This window comes from Promicromonospora sp. MEB111 (assembly GCF_030209445.1).
In the GTDB taxonomy this organism is placed as follows: domain Bacteria; phylum Actinomycetota; class Actinomycetes; order Actinomycetales; family Cellulomonadaceae; genus Promicromonospora.
This window is the reverse complement of sequence record NZ_JARVSD010000008.1, coordinates 36,764-54,619: the sequence shown is the minus strand read 5'-3', so window position 1 is coordinate 54,619 and position 17,856 is coordinate 36,764. Positions and strand designations below refer to the sequence as shown.

Sequence of the window (17,856 nt, the reverse complement as noted above, 5' to 3'; positions counted from 1 at the left end):
TGCCTGTGTTCCTAGACTCGACAGTGCACGCGCTCATCGAGGAGGAACCATGCCCGCTCCCATCGACCCGTCGGACAAGATCGCGCAGTACGCCCACCCCGAACGGCTCGTGAGCACGGCGTGGCTGGCCGAGCACCTCAAGGACCCGGGCATCGTCGTCGTCGAGTCGGACGAGGACGTGCTGCTCTACGAGACCGGGCACATCCCCGGCGCCGTGAAGGTGGACTGGCACACCGAGCTGCAGCACCCGCAGATCCGCGACTACCTCGACGGCGCCGCGTTCGCCGCCCTCCTGGGCGGCAAGGGCATCGCGCGCGACACGACGATCGTGCTGTACGGCGACAAGAACAACTGGTGGGCCGCGTACACCGCGTGGGTGTTCACGCTGTTCGGGCACCAGGACGTGCGCCTGCTCGACGGCGGCCGCGGGCTGTGGACCGCCGAGGGCCGCGAGCTCACCACCGACGTGCCCGCTCCTGCCCCGGTCGAGTACCCGGTGGTCGAGCGCGACGACACGACGATCCGTGCCTTCCGCGACGACGTGCTGGCGCACCTCGGCAACGGCCCGCTCGTCGACATCCGCTCCCCGCAGGAGTACACAGGCGAGCGCATCGCCATCCCGGACTACCCCGAGGAGGGCGTGCTGCGCGGCGGCCACATCCCGACGGCCCGCAACGTCCCGTGGGCCACGGCTGTGGCGGAGGACGGCACCTACAAGGCGCGCGCGGAGCTCGACGCGATCTACACGTCGGGCCTGGGCCTCGACCCGGACGACGCCGTGGTCACCTACTGCCGCATCGGCGAGCGCTCCAGCCACACCTGGTTCGCGCTCACCTACCTGCTCGGCTACACGAACGTGCGCAACTACGACGGCTCGTGGACCGAGTGGGGCAACGCGGTGCGCGTCCCGGTCGCGACGGGCTCCGAGCCGGGCTCCGTCTGACGGGTCAGGCCCGGCCGAAGGCCTTGCGGAGCTCGTCCTTGGCGCGTTCCAGCACCTGGCGCTGGCCGGCGTCGAGGTCCTTGCCCGCGCGGTTGACGTAGAACGTCAGCATGGACATCGCCGAGCGGTACGGAGAGCTCTTGCGCCGGCCGCTGGCCTCGGCGGAGCGCTTGAGGGAGGCGGCGATCCGGGCGGGGTCGTCCCAGGTGAACACGCCCTCCTCCAGGTCCAGGGCGTCACTGCCCTCGGTGACGTCCTGCGACCAGCGGTCGGGGCCGCCGCCCGGCCCCTTGTTCTCGGCCATGCGGCCACGCTACGACGCCGCTCGCGAGCTCGCCCGGGCCACCGCGACGGTGAAAGGATGAACGGATGAGCACCGACGACGTCAACCTGCCCGAGGCTCTCGCCGAGCTGCGGGACGCCTTCCTGGAGACGCCCGAACGGGACCGGCTCCAGCTCCTGCTGGAGGTCTCGCGCGAGCTGCCGCCGCTGCCGGAGAAGTACGCGGACGCGCCCGAACGGCTCGAGCGGGTGCAGGAGTGCCAGTCACCGGTCTACGCGTTCGCCGAGGTGGACGACGCCGGGGTGGTCACCTTCCACGCCAGCGCACCGGAGGAGGCGCCCACCACCCGCGGGTTCGCGTCGATCCTGGCGCAGGGCCTGACCGGGCTGACGGCGCAGCAGGTGCTGGATGTTCCGGAGGACTACCCGCTGCAGCTCGGCCTGACCAAGGTCGTGAGCCTGCTGCGCCTGAACGGCATGGCCGGCATGCTGACCCGCGCCAAGCGCCAGGTCCGCGAGCAGCTCGCGGCCGCGCAGGTCTGAGCCCGCGGTCTGCACGGCCCACAGCCGTGAGTTCGGCAGTTGGCATCGAGGTCGGCACAGGCCTGTGCCGACCTCGATGCCAACTGCCGAGCTCACCGGCCAACTGCCGAACTCACGGGCGAACTGCCGAGCTCAGACCTCGCCGCCGCCGAAGCGCTCGCGGTAGGCGTCCAGGTCGTCGTCGCTGATCTTGGCGAAGAGCACCGGCGGGACGGTGAAGGCCGTCCCGGCCGGGACGGCGTCGAGCGACGTCGCGGCCTCCGGGGAGACCCAGGTCGCGGTGTCGTCGAGGGTGAACACCCCGCGCAACGTGGAAGCCGTCTGCGGGACGAACGGCTCGGAGACCACCGCGTAGAGGCGGATCAGGTTCATCGCGGTGCGCAGCGAGACCGCCGCCGCCTCCGGATCGACCTTGACCTGCTTCCACGGCTCCTTCTCGACCAGGTACGCGTTGCCGGCCGACCACAGCGCGCGCAGGGAGTTCGCGGCCTTGCGGTACTGGAGGGCCTCCAGGTGCCCCTCGTACTCGGCCAGGAGCCGGGACACCTCAGCGCCGAGCTTCTCCTCGGCCTCCCCCGGCTCGCCGCCCGCGGGGACGGTCTCACCGAACCGCTTGGCGGAGAACGTCAGCACCCGGTTGACGAAGTTGCCCAGCGTGTCGGCCAGGTCCTTGTTCACCGTGCCGGCGAAGTGCTCCCAGGTGAACGACGAGTCGTCGGACTCCGGGGCGTTCGCGATCAGGTACCAGCGCCAGTAGTCGGCAGGCAGGATCTCCAGCGCGGCGTCGGTGAAGACGCCCCGCTTCTGCGACGTCGAGAACTTGCCGCCGTAGTACGTGAGCCAGCTGAAGCCCTTGACGTAGTCGACCATGGTCCACGGCTCACGGACGCCGAGCTGCGTGGCGGGGAACATCACCGTGTGGAACGGGACGTTGTCCTTGGCCATGAACTGCGTGTAGCGCACGTCGTCGGCCTCGTACCACCAGGACTTCCAGTCCCGGGCCTCGCCGACGGGGGCGGCGTCCGCCCACTCCTGGGTGGAGCCGATGTACTCGATCGGGGCGTCGAACCAGACGTAGAAGACCTTGCCGTCGGCCGCGAGCTCGGGCCAGGTGTCGGCCGGGACCGGCACGCCCCACTCCAGGTCGCGCGTGATCGCGCGGTCGTGCAGGCCCTCGGCGAGCCACTTGCGCGCGATCGACGTCGACAGCAGGGGCCAGTCCTTGCTGTTCTGGTCGATCCACGCCTCGACCTCGGCCTGGAGCTTGGACTGGAGCAGGAACAGGTGCTTGGTCTCGCGCACCTCGAGGTCGGTCGAGCCGCTGATCGCCGAGCGCGGGTCGATCAGGTCCGTGGGGTCCAGCACGCGCGTGCAGTTCTCGCACTGGTCGCCGCGCGCCCGGTCGTACCCGCAGTGGGGGCACGTGCCCTCGACGTAGCGGTCGGGCAGGAACCGGCCGTCGACCGGCGAGTACACCTGCCGGATCGCCCGCTCCTCGATGAAGCCGTGCTCGTGCAGGCGCCGCGCGAAGTGCTGCGTGGTCTCGGCGTTCTGCGTCGAGGAGCTGCGCCCGAAGTGGTCGAACGACAGCCCGAAGCCCGCGTAGATCTTCTTCTGCGTCTCGTGCGCGCCCGCGCAGAACTCCGCGACGGGCAGGCCCGCCTCGGCCGCCGCCAGCTCGGCCGGCGTGCCGTGCTCGTCGGTGGCGCAGATGTAGAGCACGTCGTGCCCGCGCTGGCGCAGGTACCGCGCGTAGACGTCGGCCGGGAGCATCGACCCGACCATGTTCCCCAGGTGCTTGATGCCGTTGATGTACGGAAGCGCACTGGTGACAAGGTGGCGAGCCATCGCTGGATGCTCCGATTCGTAGTTCTGGATCCGTGGGTCCGGGCAGGGTGCCCGGCAGGCTCGCGGGGCGAGCCACGGCCAAGCCTAGATCCACCGGGTGCCGGGGGCGGCATCGCGGTCACGGTGTGAGCGGCCGGACGACGACGGCGACCCGCGCCGGCGCCGGTCAGCGGGAGGAGCTCACCGGGTCCCGGCCGAGCAGGCGCAGCGCGGTGAACCACGGGTCGGCGTCACCGGCAGACGGCTCGGCCACCGGCGCCGCGAACACCCCCGGCGTCCCGCCCGGCCGCGCTGCGATCGGGCCCGCGCTCTCGAGCACGAAGGCGACGGTGGCGTCGTCGGGCCGGTAGGTGGTGCCGAGCGCCTCGGCGACGTCCCAGGCGTGCACCGCGGTGTCGAGCAGCTGCATCCCGAGGGCGAGCGTCGCCGAGACCTGGGCGTCGAACTCGGCCAGGTGGACGGGGGCGTCCGGTTGCGCGCGTGCGAACGCCTCGCGCAGCGCCGTCGCGGACGCCTCCCACGCGTCGACGGCGCCGGCCGTCGTCACCTCCGGACCGGCGTAGTGCGCGACGTCGGCGTCGCCGTCGCCGAGGGCGGCCGCGAAACCGTGGTTCTGGCCGATCATGTGCGACAGCAGGGCGGCGAGGTCCCACTCGTCGCACGGCGTCGCGATGTCGAGCGGGCCCCGGGCGGCCCGCTCGACGAGACGGGTGGTGTCGGCGAGGGCGGTGTGGTGCAGGGTGAGCATCTCCGAATAAGTAAGCATGCGTAGACGATACACCCGCGTAGATCGTAGGTTGCTGGTTAGGATCGCCGGGTGGAGCGTCCCGAGCTTGGCTACCTGCTGACCCGGCTGCTGCGGGTGGTGATCGCCCGGGAGGAGCCGATCCTCGCGGCCGCCGGCCTGGTGATGTGGGACTACGCGGTGCTCTCCGCCCTGGGCGAGCAGGACGCCCCGACGCAGGCGCAGCTCGCGGCCGCCACGGGTCGCGACAAGACCCGGCTGATCGGCAACCTGGACCGGCTCGTGGAGCTCGGGCTCGTGCAGCGCGCCCCCGACCCCGCCGACCGCCGCAACCGCGTGGTCTCGCTCACCGCCGAGGGGCGGCAGGTGCTGACCACCTGCCAGGCCGGCATCGCCGCCATGGAGCGGGAGCTGCTCGGCGACCTCCCGGCCGACGAGCGGGCGGCGTTCGAGCGGGCGCTCACCGCGCTGGACGCGTCCCGGGGCTGAGGCCCCGTGCCCGCTCGTCAGAGGCACTCGGACATGAAGCCCTGCACCGCCCGGTGCACCTGCGCGGCGTGCGGCCCGACCCAGAACAGGTGGGTCGGCGAGTCGAGCTCGGCCAGGCGCGCGTCGTCGATGTGCTCGGCGAGGTCCAGGGCGTGCGCGAAGTCGACGCCACCGTCGTGGCGGGACCCCGTCACGAGCGTCGGGCACGACACCCGGCGCAGCAGCGTGTGCCGCGCGCCGTCGTCGTCCGGCCGGCCCTGCCGCAGGTCGGCGGCGAAGCCGCTGCCGGACCCCATCGCCAGGAACGCCGCGCGGGCCCGGCCGCGGTCTTCCGGGCTCCAGGTGGGCCACCAGGCGCTCGCGGGCAGCCGGGACAGCGATCCGGCCGCCATCCGGAGCCCGGCGTCCGTGGCGACCGCGCGGGACACCGCGGACCAGAGCCCGCGCTCGGCGCGCGGGCCGAAGAGGACGGGACCCAGCGCTCGCCGCCCGGCGGAGTCCGGGTAGCGCAGCGTCGACGGCGCCGCGCTGTGCAGGACCAGCCGCGCGGGCCGGACCGACCCGGACGCCGCGACGTGCAGTGCCTGGAGCCCGCCGAACGACACCCCGACGACGGCCGCCACGGCGGAGATGCCGAGCTCGGCGCACACCTCGTCGACCGCCGGGACGAACCGGGCCGCGGTGAGGTCACCCACCCGGGTCCGGCCGTAGCCGGGCCGCGAGAACGCGACCACGCGGTACCCGAGGCGCGTGTACGACTCCCAGCCGCAGTCGACGGTCGCGGCACAGTGCCCGCCCGGGAAGAACAGGACCGTCCCGCGCCGCCCGCCGGTGACGCAGACCTCGACGTCACCGAGGCTCGTGCCGACCAGCTCCGACGCGGCCGCCAGGTGGATCACGACCACCGTCCGGCACGGCCGGCGGTGGTGGTGCGGACGGCGGCAGCACCGCCGGCGAGCCCGCGGCGCGGATCGCCCGCGCACGGCACGCCGAGCAGGTCCGGGGCGCCGATGTCGGCGGGCATCGGCACCTCCGCGAGCGGCACCTTGTCCGGGTCGCAGACGACGGTGGGCACCAGGCGCGCCACCGACGCCCGGCCCAGCAGCCGCAGCTCCGGCCAGGTCACGACGCCCGGGCGGGCGAGGCCCGCGTCGAGGACCAGGACCCGCCGGCCGTCGTGCGTGATCGTGGTGTCGAGGACGGTCGTGACCACCACGAACGGCTCCGGGCCGTCCGCCGTGTGCACGCACGGCGTGCTGCACAGCAGCGCGAGACCGTGCAGGGAGACGCCGTCCACCACGACGTCGGTGGTGGTCGCCCGGGTGTCGGCCGGCCACGCGTCGGCGGCGAGCGGATCAGGGATGCTCGCGCGGAGCGTGGGCAGGATCGCGGTGAGGGTCATGCCCTCCGTCGTACGGCGCCCGCGACCGCGGGAACGGGAGCCTTGACGCATCCCGTACGGGCGCGGGCCAAGTCCTGACGCAGCCCGTACGGACCGTGCCCCACCCACCGGCATAGCGTGATCGTGTGCCTGATCCACGCTCCACGCGGCTCTTCGCCGCGACTGTCACGCCCTTCACCTCCGACGGTCACCTCGACCTCGACGCGCTCGCCGTGCACGTCGACCGCCTCGTGCGAGAGGGGGTGGACGGGCTGGTCGTCGGCGGGACCACGGGCGAGTCCGGCGCGCTCGCCCCGGAGGAACGGGTCGCGCTGCTGCGTGCGGCCGGCGACGCCGCCGGCGACCGCGCCGTCGTCGTCGCCGGGGTGGGCGAGCACGACACGACCACAGGCATCGCCCTCACCGTCGACGCCGCCCGGGCCGGGGCCGACGGCGTGCTCGTCGCGGCGCCCGCGGCCAGCCGCCCCTCGCAGGCCGGGCTCCTCGCGCACGTGCGGGCGCTCGCCGACGCCGCCGACGTGCCCGTCATGCTCTACGACAACCCCCGCCGGTTCGGGGTCGGCTTCGAGATGCCGACCCTGCTGCGCGCGGCCGAGCACCCGAACGTCTGGGCCGTCAAGGACGCCACGGAGAACCCGCACCGGGCCGCAGAGCTCATGGGACTGTCCGACCTGGCGTACTACGCCGGGTCGGACGCCGCGGCCATGGTCCTGACGGCCGGCGGGCAGGGCGTGGTCGGCGTCGGCGTCAACGTGGAGCCCGCCCTCTGGCGGGCCTACGTCGACGCCCTGCTGGGCGGCGACCTGGACGCCGCGGACGACTGCTCCCGGCGTCTCGCCCCGCTCGACCACGCCCTGCACCGCCACGTGCCGCCCGCCGTGGCGACCAAGGTGGTGCTGCGCGGCCTCGGCCTGCTGCCCACCGCCCGGGTGCGCCTGCCGCTGGTGGGACCGGTCCCCGAGGAGACCGCAGCGATCCGCCGGGACCTGGAGGTGTACGAGGGTCTCCCGGACTTCCACAGCGGCCTCGCCCGGCTCGACCACCCCGACGCGCACGGCGGCGCGCTGCGCCTGCTCTGAGCCAGTGGCGCTTCTTGAACCCGACGTAGAGCCGCACGGCCCAGCCCGCCATCACGAGCACGGCGAGCGGGTAGCCCAGGGGCCAGGAGAGCTCGGGCAGCCCGTCCACGGTGCGGGAGCGGTGATCAGGCGGACCTCCATCACGCCACCCCCGACCACGACGGCACGCGGTGCAGCAGGAGCTGCGCCGACGTACGCCGCACGCCGGGCTGCTCGCGCAGCCGGTGCAGCTCCGCCTCGACGTCGGGCAGGCTCCGGCACGCGAGGTGGACGGCGTAGTCGAACTCCCCCGTGACCTGCCACGCCGACACCACGGCCACGCTGTCCGCCAGCATGCCCTCGAACAGCGCGAGGTCGGCGTCCGCGCGGACCTGGACCTGCGCCAGGACCTCCACCGGCCGGCCGAGGAGCGCACGATCGACCCGGGCGTGAAAGCCCGCGATGACCCCCCGCTCGACCAGCCGGCGCACCCGCACGGACGTCGCGGACGTGCTCAGGCCGGTCGCGGCGGCCAGCTCGTGGAGCGTGGCCCTCCCGTCGTGCAGCAGCAGCTCCAGGATCGCCCGGTCGGTGTCGTCCAGGGCCGCGTCGGGCGCCGGCTCGGCACCGGAGGAGCGGCGGGAGGCAGAGGTCAGGGCCATACCAGCGACGCTATGAACGGCCCGCGGCTCACCGGGCCGCGTGAACGCAATCCCTACGCCGGCCAGCCGGATCCTGACGGGACCTTGATGCCCGCCGCGGGTCGATACCGACCGGTAGGCCCCATGATGGTGCGATGACGTCGCAGGTTACCGATCTGGTCGTAGGTGATGGACCACCGCTGGCCGTCCTCCTGTTCCTCCCTCGGGCCGGCGCGATCACCGGCCTGAGCCGCTGGTCGGTGCTGCGCCTCGTGCGCCCGTTCGCGGAGCACTTCACCGTGCACGTGCTCAACCGCCCGCCAGGCCTGCCCGCCGGCTCGACCATGGCCGACATCGCCGCCGTCCATGCCCACGGCATCGGTCGGCTGTCGTCCGGTCCGGTGCACGTCCTGGGCGTCTCCACCGGCGGCGCCGTCGCCCTGCAGCTCGCCGTGGACCACCCGCACCTCGTCGACCGGCTCGTCCTGGCCTCCACCGCGCACTCGCTCGGCGCACTCGGCCGCAACGCACAGCGCCGCTACGTCGACCGCGCGCTGGCAGGACACCGGCCCAGCCCCGCCCTCGCGCCGCTGGTCACCGGCACGCCCGCGCTCCAGCCGCTGGTGGCGGCCGGTCTGTGGCTCGCCGACGGCCCCGGCGACCACACCGATGCCGCCACCGTGCTGCAGGCCGAGGACACGTTCGACATCGCCGACCGGCTCGGCCAGGTGGCGTCACCCGTGCTGCTGATCCACGGCGACCAGGACCGCGTGTACCCGACGGACCGCGTACGCGAGACCGCGGACCGGCTCCCGCACGCCACGGTCACCACCTACCCGGGCGGCGGTCACGAGCAGGTCCTCACCGACCGCCGGTTCGCGCCCGACGTCACGGCCTTCCTCCTGGACGGGTCGTAGGGCACGGGTCCGCCGGGCAGCCGCCTCACTCCTCGAACCGGTACCCCGCCCCCGGGTGCGTCAGGATGTGCTTCGGGTGCGACGGGTCCTGCTCCAGCTTGCGCCGGAGCTGAGCGGTGTAGACGCGCAGATAGTTGGTCTCCGTCGAGTACGCGGGGCCCCACACCTCGTGCAGCAGCAGCTTGCGGTCCACGAGCCGACCGCGGTTGCGCACCAGCACCTCCAGCAGCGCCCACTCGGTGGGGCTCAGGCGCACCTCTTCCCCGGCGCGCGAGACCTGCCTCCGCGCCAGGTCGATCCGCAGGTCGCCCGCGGTGACCACGGGCTCCTCGGCCTGCGCCGGCTCGGCCCGGCGGACGGCGGCACGCAGCCGCGCGAGCAGCTCGTTCATCGCGAACGGCTTGGTCACGTAGTCGTCGGCCCCGGCGTCGAGCGCGTCCACCTTGTCGTCGCCGAGCTGCCGGGCGGACAGCACCACGATCGGCACCCGCGTCCAGCCGCGGATGCCCGCGATGACCTCGAGCCCCGGCATGTCGGGCAGCCCCAGGTCGAGCAGCACCACGTCGGGCCGCGCCGACGCCACGGCGTCGAGCGCCGCCGCGCCCGTCGGCGCCGCGGTCACGTCCCAGCCGTGAGCGCGCAGGTTGATCGCCAGGGCGCGGGTCAGCGCCGCGTCGTCGTCCACCACGAGCACGCGGTTGCCCGACGTCGCCGCGCGCACCTCGCCGTCCGTCTCACCGGTCACGAGGACATCCCATCATCCAGAGCGGTCTCGCGCGGCACCGTCAGCACCATCGTGAGGCCACCGCCGGGGGTGTCCTCGGCCGAGATCCGGGCGCCGACGGCGTTCGCGAGGCCCGCCGCGACCGCGAGACCGAGGCCGAGGCCGCCCGCGCTCGTGTCGTCGAGCCGCTGGAAGGGCTCGAACATCGTGGTCTTGCGCTCGTCGGGCACGCCCGGCCCGGTGTCGGCCACGCGCAGCTCCACCGCGTCGCGCGCGGCGGAGGCCGTGAAGAGCACCTTGGCGCCCGGCGGCGAGTGCCGCACCGCGTTGGACACGACGTTCGCCACCACCCGCTCGAACAGGCCGGGGTCGGTGTGCACGAGCGGGAGGTCCTCCGGCACGTCGAGCGCCAGGTCGGACAGCCACGGCTCGACGGCGATCGGCACCACCTCCTCCAGCGACGCGGCCCGCAGCGCGGGCCGGACGGCGCCGGTCTGGATGCGGGACAGGTCCAGGAGGTTGCCGATGAGGCGCTCCAGCCGGTGCGTCGAGTCCGCGATCGTGGCCGTCAGGACGTCGCGGTCCTCCCGGTCCAGCTCGACGTCGGGCGAGGACAGTCCGTCCACGGCGGTGCGGATCGCCGCGAGCGGCGTGCGCAGGTCGTGCGAGACGGCGGCGAGCAGCGCGGTGCGGGTGCTCTCGGTGCGCTCCAGCACCTCGGCCTGGGCGGCCTGCTCGCGCAGCCGGCGCCGCTCCAGCACGATGCCGGCCTGCACGCCGAACGCCTCGACCACCTGCCGGTCGCTCGCCGGCAGCACGCGGCCGGCGAGCACCAGCCGGTGCCGGTCATCGATCACCACCTCGGTCACCGTCGGGTCCGCCTCGGCGCCGGCGGGCACGGGTTCCGCGTCCGTGACCCACCGCTCGTGCGCCACCACCGACCACGGCGAGCGGTCGTCGGTGCGCTCCTCCAGGCGCACGTCGGCCATCGCGAACGTCTGGGCGAGGCGGTGCACGATCGCCTGCGCCGTGTCCTGGCCCGACAGGACCGAGCGCGACAGCGCGGCCAGCGTGGACGCCTCGGCCCGCGCCCGGTACGCCTGGGTGGTGCGCCGCGCGGCCAGGTCCACCACGGAGGCGACGGCGACCGCGATCACCACGAACACGGCCAGCGCGAGCACGTTCTCCCCCTGGGCGATCGTGAACCGGCCCACCGGCGGCGCGAAGAACCAGTTGAGGCACAGGTTGGACACCACGGCCGCCACCACGGCGGGCCACAGCCCGCCGATCAGCGCGACGCCGACCACCCCCGCCAGCAGCAGCATGGCGTCCGTGGCGAGCGCGACGTCGTCCGTGCCGATCGCCAGGAGCGCGGCCGTCAGCAGCGCCGGGATCAGCAGTGCCGAACCCCAGCCCGCAGCGCGGCGCTTCGGGGACAGCGAGGAGTACCGCGAGCGCACCCCCACGCCGACCCGGGCGCGCTCGTGCGTCACGAGGTGCACGTCGATCGTGCCCGAGAGCCGGGCGATCTCCGCGCTGGACGAGCCCAGCAGCGCCTGCCGCCACACGGGGTGGCGGGACACGCCCACGACGATCATGGTCGCGTTGACCCCGCGCGCGAAGTCCACGACGGCGGACGGCACGTCCTCCCCCACCACCGTGTGGAACACGCCGCCGAGCGACTCCACGAGCGCGCGGTGGGCGGCGATGGTGGCCGACGGCGTGGACGGCAGCCCGTCCGTCGGCAGCACGTGCACCGCCAGCAGCTCGGTCCCCGCGGCCCGCTGCGCGATGCGCGCGGCCCGGTGCAGCAGCGTCTCCGTCTCCGGCCCGCCAGTGACGGCCACGACGATGCGCTCGCGGGCCGGCCAGGTGCCGCCGATCGAGTGGTCGGCGCGGTACCGCGTGAGGGCGTCGTCCACCCGGTCGGCGAGCCACAGCAGGGCGAGCTCGCGCAGCGCCGTCAGGTTGCCCACGCGGAAGAACGACGACATCGAGGCGTCAATCTGCTCGGCCCGGTACACGTTGCCGTGCGCGAGCCGGCGCCGGAGCTGCTCCGGCGAGAGGTCCACGAGCTGGATCTGGTCGGCGTCGCGCACCACCTGGTCGGGCACCGTCTCGCGCTGCCGCACGCCGGTGATGGCCTCGACGTCGTCCGTCAGCGACGCGATGTGCTGCACGTTGACGGTGGTGACCACGTCGATGCCGGCGTCCAGCAGGTCGTGCACGTCCTGCCAGCGTTTGGCGTGCTGGGAGCCGGGCGCGTTGGTGTGCGCCAGCTCGTCCACGAGCGCCACCTCGGGCGCCCGCTCCAGCACGGCCGGGACGTCGAGCTCGGTGAGCGTCGACCCGCGGTGCTCGGCCAGCCGCCGCGGGATCATCTCCAGGTCGCCGATCTTGGCGACCGTCGCGGCCCGCCCGTGCGTCTCGACGAGGCCGATCACCAGGTCGGTGCCCCGCGCGCGGCGCCGGTGCGCCTCGTCCAGCATGGCGTAGGTCTTGCCCACGCCAGGGGCCGCCCCCAGGTAGACCGTGAGGCGGCCCCGGCGTCCGGTGGTCATGGGATCAGTGTGCGTCATCGAGGGCGAGGTTGAGCTCCAGCACGTTCACCCGCGGCTCACCCAGCACGCCCAGGTCGCGCCCGGCGGTGTGCTCGGCCACGGCCGCCTCGACGTCGGCCACGGACAGCCCGCGTGCCTCCGCGACGCGCGCCACCTGGATGGCGGCGTACTCGGGGCTGATGTGCGGGTCCAGGCCCGAGCCGGACGCCGTGACGGCGTCGGCCGGGACGTCCGCCGGGTCCACGCCCTCCAGCTCGGCGACGGCGGCCTTGCGCTCCTCGATCGTCGCGACCAGGTCGGGGTTGAGCGGGCCGAGGTTGGACGCCGCGGAGGCCGACGTGTCGTACCCGTCGCCGGCGGCCGACGGCCGCGGGTGGAAGTACTCGACGCCCTCGAAGCCCTGCGCGACGAGCGCGGAGCCCACCGCCTCGGAGCGGTCGGTGGTGTGCGTGCCGTCGGACCGCACCAGCGATCCGTCGGCCTGCCAGGGGAAGGCCACCTGCCCGACGGCGGTCGCCGCGAGCGGGTACGCCAGCCCCAGCAGGAGGGTGAACACGAGCAGCATGCGCAGCCCCGCCAGGGAGTGCCGGGTCAGCGCCGCGAGGTCGCTCGCGACTGTGGTCGATGCCATGAGATTTCCTTTCGGGTCTGCTCGGGACCGGGCTACAGGCCCGGGAGCAGCGAGACGACGAGGTCGATGAGCTTGATGCCGATGAACGGCGCCACCAGGCCGCCGAGGCCGTAGACCAGCAGGTTGCGCGTCAGCAGGGACGACGCCGAGGCCGGCCGGTACTTCACGCCGCGCAGCGACAGCGGGATCAGCGCCAGGATGATCAGCGCGTTGAAGATGACGGCCGACAGGATGGCGGAGCCGGGGCTCGCCAGCCGCATGATGTTCAGCGCCTCGAGCTGCGGGAACACCGTCATGAACATGGCGGGCAGGATCGCGAAGTACTTCGCGACGTCGTTCGCCACGGAGAACGTGGTCAGCGCGCCGCGCGTGATCAGGAGCTGCTTGCCGATCTCCACGATCTCGATGAGCTTGGTGGGGTCCGAGTCGAGGTCCACCATGTTGCCCGCCTCCTTGGCGGCGGACGTGCCGGTGTTCATCGCCACGCCGACGTCGGACTGGGCCAGCGCCGGGGCGTCGTTCGTGCCGTCGCCGGCCATCGCGACCAGCTTGCCGCCCTCCTGCTCGCGCTTGATGAGCGCGAGCTTGTCCTCGGGCGTGGCCTCCGCCAGGACGTCGTCCACCCCCGCCTCCGCGGCGATGGCCCGCGCGGTCACCTGGTTGTCACCGGTCACCATGACCGACCGGATGCCCATGGCGCGCAGCTCGTCGAACCGCTCGCGCATGCCCTCCTTGACCACGTCCTTGAGCCGGACGACGCCGAGCACCCGCGCGGGCGCCTCGCCCACCTGCTCCGCGACCACCAGCGGCGTGCCGCCGGCCCGGGAGACGGAGTCGACGTGCTTCTCCAGGTCCTTGACCTCCTTGTCGGAGATCTGCGCGCCCGTGCTGTGCACCCAGCGCTGGATCGCGCTGCCGGCACCCTTGCGGATGCGGTGCAGCTCAGTGTGGCCCGCGCCGCCGGCCTCGCTGGACCGGGTCAGCGGCAGGTCCACGCCCGACATCCGGGTCTGGGCCGAGAACGGCACCAGCTCCGCGTCCAGCGGCAGCTCCTCGCCCGCGCCGTACTTCTCGTCCACCAGCTCGACGATGCTGCGCCCCTCCGGGGTCTCGTCGGCCAGCGACGCGAGGCGCGCCGCGACGGCGAGCTCCTGCGGCGTCACCCGGCTCACCGGCAGCACCTGGGTGGCACGGCGGTTGCCGTAGGTGATGGTGCCCGTCTTGTCGAGCAGCAGCACGTCCACGTCACCCGCCGCCTCCACGGCGCGGCCGGACATCGCCAGCACGTTGCGCTGCACCAGCCGGTCCATGCCCGCGATGCCGATGGCGCTCAGCAGCGCGCCGATCGTCGTCGGGATGAGGCAGACCAGCAGCGCCACCAGGACCAGCAGCGACTGCCGCGAGCCCGAGTAAACGGCGAACGGCTGCAGCGTGGCCACCGCCAGCAGGAACACGATGGTCAGCGACGTGAGCAGGATGTTCAGCGCGATCTCGTTCGGCGTCTTCTGCCGCTCGCTGCCCTCGACCAGGGCGATCATCCGGTCCACGAACGTGGCCCCGGCGGGCGCCGTGATGCGCACGACGATCTGGTCGGACAGCACCACCGTGCCGCCCGTGACGGCGCTGCGGTCACCGCCGGACTCGCGGATGACGGGAGCGGACTCGCCGGTGATCGCCGACTCGTCCACCGAGGCGACACCCTCGATGACGTCGCCGTCGCCGGGGACGGTCTCGCCCGCGGCGACCACGACGACGTCGCCCACCTGCAGCGTCGAGGACGGCACCTCGACCGTGGGCAGCAGGTCCAGCCGCGTGCCCGAGGTCAGGGTGTCCTGCGGGGCGCTGACCTTGCGCGCCGTCGTCTGCTTCTGCGTGGCGCGCAGCGTGGAGGCCTGCGCCTTGCCGCGCGACTCCGCCACGGACTCGGCGAGCGTCGCGAACAGCACGGTGGCCCACAGCCACACCGCGATCCACCAGGCGAACATGTCCGGCTCGATGACCGCGAGCACGGTCGTGACCAGCGCGCCGACCTCGACCACGAACATGACGGGCGAGGTGTACAGCACGCGCGGGTCCAGCTTGCGCAGCGCGCCCGGGAGGGCGGACCGCAGCTGCGCCCAGGTCAGAGCGCGCGGCGTCCGCCGCTTCGAGGGGTGCCGCGTGCCGCCACCGGTCGCGGGCTCTTGGGTCGGAGCGTCCGGGACGTTCCGGGTGTCGATGGTCATGACAGGGACTCCACAACGGGACCGAGGGAAAGGACAGGGATGAAGGTGAGCCCCACGACGATGATCGCGACCGTCGCGAGCATGCCCGCGAACAGGGGGCGGTGCGTGGGCAGGGTGCCCGACGTCGCCGGGACCGCCGTCTGGCTCGCGAGGCGACCCGCCAGGGCCAGCACCAGCGCGATCGGCACGAACCGGCCGGCGAGCATCGCCAGGCCCTGCGTCACCTCGTAGAACGGGGTGCCCGACGTGAGCCCGCCGAACGCGGAGCCGTTGTTGTTCGCCGCCGAGGCGAAGGCGTACAGCACCTCGGACAGGCCGTGCGGACCGGACTCCTGGATGCCCACCAGGCCGGGCTCGACCACCACGGCGGCCGCCGTGCCCACCAGGACCAGCGCGGGCGTGGTCAGCACGTACAGGGCGACGAGCGTCATCTCCTGCCGGCCGATCTTCTTGCCCAGGTACTCCGGGGTGCGCCCCACCATGAGCCCGGCGATGAACACCGCGACCACGGCCAGGACGAGCATGCCGTACAGGCCGGCGCCCACACCGCCCGGCGCGATCTCGCCCAGCAGCATGTTGAACAGGACCAGGCCGCCGCCCGGCGCGGTGAGCGAGTCGTGCGACGCGTTCACCGCGCCCGTCGACGTCGCCGTCGTCGCCACCGCGAACAGCGCGCTGCCCGCGAGCCCGAACCGGGTCTCCTTGCCCTCCATCGCGGCACCCGCCGCCTGCGGCGCGGCACCCGGCCCCGCCATCTCGGCCCAGGTGGTCAGCACGAGCGAGGCGAGCGCCAGGCCGCCCATGACGCCGAGGATCGCCCAGCCCTGCCGCTTGTCGCCCACCAGGATGCCGAACGTGCGCGGCAGCGTGAACGGGATGAGCAGGATCAGGAAGATCTCGACCAGGTTGGTGAACGGCGTCGGGTTCTCCAGCGGGTGGCCGGAGTTCGCGTTGAAGAAGCCGCCACCGTTGGTGCCGAGCTCCTTGATGACCTCCTGGGAGGCCACCGGACCGCCCAGCGACTGCTGCGTGGCGCCCTCGACCGTGGTGATCGCGGTGTGCGGGTCCAGGTTCTGGATCACGCCGCCCGCCATGAGCAGCACCGCGGCGACCAGGGACAGGGGCAGGAGGATGCGCGTCACGCCGCGCGTCAGGTCCGACCAGAAGTTGCCGACCCGCGCGTCCGTCCCGGAGCGGGCGAAGCCGCGCACCAGGGCGATCGCGACGGCCATACCGACGGCGGCAGACACGAAGTTCTGCACCGCCAGGCCGGCCATCTGCACCAGGTGGCCCGCGGCGGCCTCACCCGAGTACCACTGCCAGTTCGTGTTCGTCACGAAGCTGACCGCGGTGTTCCAGGCGCCCGCCGGGTCGAACCCGGTGAAGCCCAGGCTCCACGGCAGGTACGCCTGCAGGCGCAGCATCCCGTAGAGGAAGAGCACGGAGACCAGCGAGAAGCCCAGCAGGGACATCAGGTAGGTGGTCCAGCGCTGCTCGGCGTCGGGGTCCACCCGGACGAGCCGGTACCAGAGACGCTCGGCACGCAGGTGCTTCGGGCTGGAGTAGACGCGCGCCATGTACGCGCCCAGCGGCGCGTGGACGGCGGCGAGCAGGGCGAGCAGGACGAGCACCTGCGCGACCGCGACGAGAACCGGTGTGCTCATGGCGCTCACCGCGTCCGGTCGGCGCGGATCAGCGCCACGAACAGGTAGACGAGGCCCGCCAGGGTGAGCACCAGGCCCACGGCGTCGAAGGGGTTCACTTCCGCCTCCCCGAGGGGCGGGCGGAGTCGGTGCTCGCGGAGGCGCGGCGCGCCACCAGAGCCACCGCGGCGAAGAACGCCACGGTCAGGAGGATGAAGGCCAGATCGGTCATGCCACTGGTCTACGCCTGCGCGCGACCGGTGGAACCAGTCCTTGACGGAATGCTGACGGCGCCTGGGCGCTCGCTAACGGCCCCCTGATGCGGGAGGCGTCTCTGCTGCCCGGCTACCCCGGCAGGGTCGGGTCGGCTGCCGCCATCGCGCGGGCGACCTCGATCGCCCCGGGCTGCTGCCCGTCGGAGAGCACGGAGAGCGCCACGTGGCTCGCCCCGGCGGCCAGGTGCGCCCGCACCCCGGCAGCGATCGCGTCGGCGTCGCCGACGGTCGCGACGGCGTCGACAAGCTTGTCGCTGAGGCCCGTGACGTCGTCGTCATCGAAACCCATCCGGCGCATGTTCGCCGCGTACCCGCCGACGGAGAGCAGGAAGCCCAGCGGCCCGCGCACGGTCTGCCGGGCGCGGTCGAGATCGGTGTCCAGCACCACCGGCTGGATCACCACGAGTGTCGCGTCCGGCCCCAGGACCTCTCGCGCCCACGCGGTGTAGCCGGGCGTCACCAGCATCGTGATGGCGCCTGCCGCGCGGTCCCGTGCGAGCTCCAGCTTGCGGGGGCCCAGCGCCGCGATCAGCCGTCGCTCCGCGGGCAACGACACATCCGCGGCGTCGATCTCGTCCAGGAACGCACGCAGCCCTGCGAGCGGCCGCGCAGCCTGTTGCGGCGCCCCGAAGCCCCCTACCAGCCGTTCCGCCTCGCTGTCGTCCAGCATCTTGAGGAGGTGGACGACGTCGTCGACACCGTGGACGTCGAGCGAGACGATCGCGGGCGCAACCGCCGCGGTCTTCGTCACGTGCAGCAGCTCGGCCAGCGGCTCGAGCAGCTCCAGCTGGCCGCCGAAGAGCCACAGCGCGGAGAGGCCGAGCCGCTCGGCCTCGGCGGCCTGTTCGAGGTGGGCCCGATCGTCCGCCACGTTGAGGACCAGCCCCACCCGTCCCAGCTCCAGCTCGCTCATCGCGTCTCCCCCGTCG

Annotated in this window: 18 protein-coding genes; 5 read left to right on the top strand and 13 right to left on the bottom strand. The window is 73.4% G+C overall.

Going from position 1 to position 17,856, the window contains the following annotated elements; genetic code table 11:
* Nucleotides 1–49 precede the first annotated feature (49 nt).
* Nucleotides 50–943, top strand: a complete 894-nt coding sequence (locus QRN56_RS09105) for a sulfurtransferase (RefSeq protein ID WP_285102563.1) — start codon at nucleotides 50–52, stop codon at nucleotides 941–943.
* A gap of 4 nt (nucleotides 944–947) precedes the next feature.
* On the opposite strand, the gene QRN56_RS09100 is transcribed toward QRN56_RS09105, so the two are convergent.
* The gene (locus tag QRN56_RS09100) at nucleotides 948–1,247 is read right to left on the bottom strand and encodes a DUF3175 domain-containing protein (protein ID WP_285102561.1); all 300 of its coding nucleotides are present in this window, start codon (nucleotides 1,245–1,247) and stop codon (nucleotides 948–950) included.
* A 65-nt stretch (nucleotides 1,248–1,312) separates the two neighbouring features.
* On the opposite strand from QRN56_RS09100, the gene QRN56_RS09095 reads away from it, so the two are divergent.
* Nucleotides 1,313–1,768: a SufE family protein gene (locus QRN56_RS09095; RefSeq protein WP_285102560.1), complete on the top strand. Its 456-nt coding sequence runs from the start codon at nucleotides 1,313–1,315 to the stop codon at nucleotides 1,766–1,768.
* Between the two features lie 132 nt (nucleotides 1,769–1,900).
* On the opposite strand, the gene metG is transcribed toward QRN56_RS09095, so the two are convergent.
* Nucleotides 1,901–3,616, bottom strand: coding sequence for a methionine--tRNA ligase (gene metG, locus QRN56_RS09090; RefSeq protein ID WP_285102558.1), 1,716 nt, complete (start codon nucleotides 3,614–3,616; stop codon nucleotides 1,901–1,903).
* Between the two features lie 166 nt (nucleotides 3,617–3,782).
* Entirely contained in the window at nucleotides 3,783–4,382 is a 600-nt protein-coding gene (locus QRN56_RS09085; protein WP_285102556.1) for a TIGR03086 family metal-binding protein, read from the bottom strand.
* Nucleotides 4,383–4,433: 51 nt separating this feature from the next.
* On the opposite strand from QRN56_RS09085, the gene QRN56_RS09080 reads away from it, so the two are divergent.
* Nucleotides 4,434–4,850: a MarR family winged helix-turn-helix transcriptional regulator gene (locus tag QRN56_RS09080; RefSeq protein ID WP_285102555.1), complete on the top strand. Its 417-nt coding sequence runs from the start codon at nucleotides 4,434–4,436 to the stop codon at nucleotides 4,848–4,850.
* A 17-nt stretch (nucleotides 4,851–4,867) separates the two neighbouring features.
* Here QRN56_RS09080 and QRN56_RS09075 read toward each other — a convergent pair whose 3' ends face one another.
* Nucleotides 4,868–5,749: an alpha/beta fold hydrolase gene (locus tag QRN56_RS09075; protein ID WP_285102554.1), complete on the bottom strand. Its 882-nt coding sequence runs from the start codon at nucleotides 5,747–5,749 to the stop codon at nucleotides 4,868–4,870.
* The gene (locus tag QRN56_RS09070; RefSeq protein WP_285102552.1) at nucleotides 5,746–6,252 is read right to left on the bottom strand and encodes a hypothetical protein; all 507 of its coding nucleotides are present in this window, start codon (nucleotides 6,250–6,252) and stop codon (nucleotides 5,746–5,748) included. The genes QRN56_RS09075 and QRN56_RS09070 overlap by 4 nt, the downstream gene beginning before the upstream one ends.
* 125 nt (nucleotides 6,253–6,377) lie before the next feature.
* On the opposite strand from QRN56_RS09070, the gene QRN56_RS09065 reads away from it, so the two are divergent.
* Nucleotides 6,378–7,331 (top strand): dihydrodipicolinate synthase family protein, encoded by a 954-nt coding sequence (locus QRN56_RS09065; protein WP_285102551.1) that lies wholly within the window; start codon nucleotides 6,378–6,380, stop codon nucleotides 7,329–7,331.
* 140 nt (nucleotides 7,332–7,471) lie between these two features.
* Here QRN56_RS09065 and QRN56_RS09060 read toward each other — a convergent pair whose 3' ends face one another.
* Nucleotides 7,472–7,972, bottom strand: a complete 501-nt coding sequence (locus QRN56_RS09060; protein WP_285102549.1) for an Lrp/AsnC family transcriptional regulator — start codon at nucleotides 7,970–7,972, stop codon at nucleotides 7,472–7,474.
* A 134-nt stretch (nucleotides 7,973–8,106) separates the two neighbouring features.
* On the opposite strand from QRN56_RS09060, the gene QRN56_RS09055 reads away from it, so the two are divergent.
* A complete protein-coding gene (locus QRN56_RS09055; RefSeq protein WP_285102547.1) occupies nucleotides 8,107–8,868 on the top strand; it encodes an alpha/beta fold hydrolase in 762 nt (253 codons plus the stop codon).
* A gap of 25 nt (nucleotides 8,869–8,893) precedes the next feature.
* Here the strand turns inward: QRN56_RS09055 and QRN56_RS09050 are convergent, their stop codons facing one another.
* The 7 genes from QRN56_RS09050 to QRN56_RS09020 form a co-directional block, all read right to left on the bottom strand.
* A complete protein-coding gene (locus QRN56_RS09050; RefSeq protein ID WP_285102545.1) occupies nucleotides 8,894–9,613 on the bottom strand; it encodes a response regulator in 720 nt (239 codons plus the stop codon).
* Entirely contained in the window at nucleotides 9,610–12,153 is a 2,544-nt protein-coding gene (locus QRN56_RS09045) for a DUF4118 domain-containing protein (protein WP_285102544.1), read from the bottom strand. The genes QRN56_RS09050 and QRN56_RS09045 overlap by 4 nt, the downstream gene beginning before the upstream one ends.
* A gap of 4 nt (nucleotides 12,154–12,157) precedes the next feature.
* Entirely contained in the window at nucleotides 12,158–12,784 is a 627-nt protein-coding gene (gene kdpC, locus QRN56_RS09040; protein WP_285102542.1) for a potassium-transporting ATPase subunit KdpC, read from the bottom strand.
* A 32-nt stretch (nucleotides 12,785–12,816) separates the two neighbouring features.
* Nucleotides 12,817–15,009, bottom strand: coding sequence for a potassium-transporting ATPase subunit KdpB (gene kdpB / locus QRN56_RS09035; RefSeq protein ID WP_285102540.1), 2,193 nt, complete (start codon nucleotides 15,007–15,009; stop codon nucleotides 12,817–12,819).
* Nucleotides 15,006–16,673, bottom strand: coding sequence for a potassium-transporting ATPase subunit KdpA (gene kdpA / locus QRN56_RS09030; RefSeq protein ID WP_285102539.1), 1,668 nt, complete (start codon nucleotides 16,671–16,673; stop codon nucleotides 15,006–15,008). The genes kdpB and kdpA overlap by 4 nt, the downstream gene beginning before the upstream one ends.
* 5 nt (nucleotides 16,674–16,678) lie before the next feature.
* Nucleotides 16,679–16,771 carry a K(+)-transporting ATPase subunit F gene (gene kdpF, locus QRN56_RS09025; protein ID WP_020016455.1) on the bottom strand — a complete coding sequence of 31 codons (93 nt, stop codon included), beginning with the start codon at nucleotides 16,769–16,771 and terminating at the stop codon, nucleotides 16,679–16,681.
* 226 nt (nucleotides 16,772–16,997) lie between these two features.
* Nucleotides 16,998–17,840, bottom strand: coding sequence for a TIGR03620 family F420-dependent LLM class oxidoreductase (locus tag QRN56_RS09020; RefSeq protein WP_285102538.1), 843 nt, complete (start codon nucleotides 17,838–17,840; stop codon nucleotides 16,998–17,000).
* Nucleotides 17,841–17,856 lie beyond the last annotated feature (16 nt).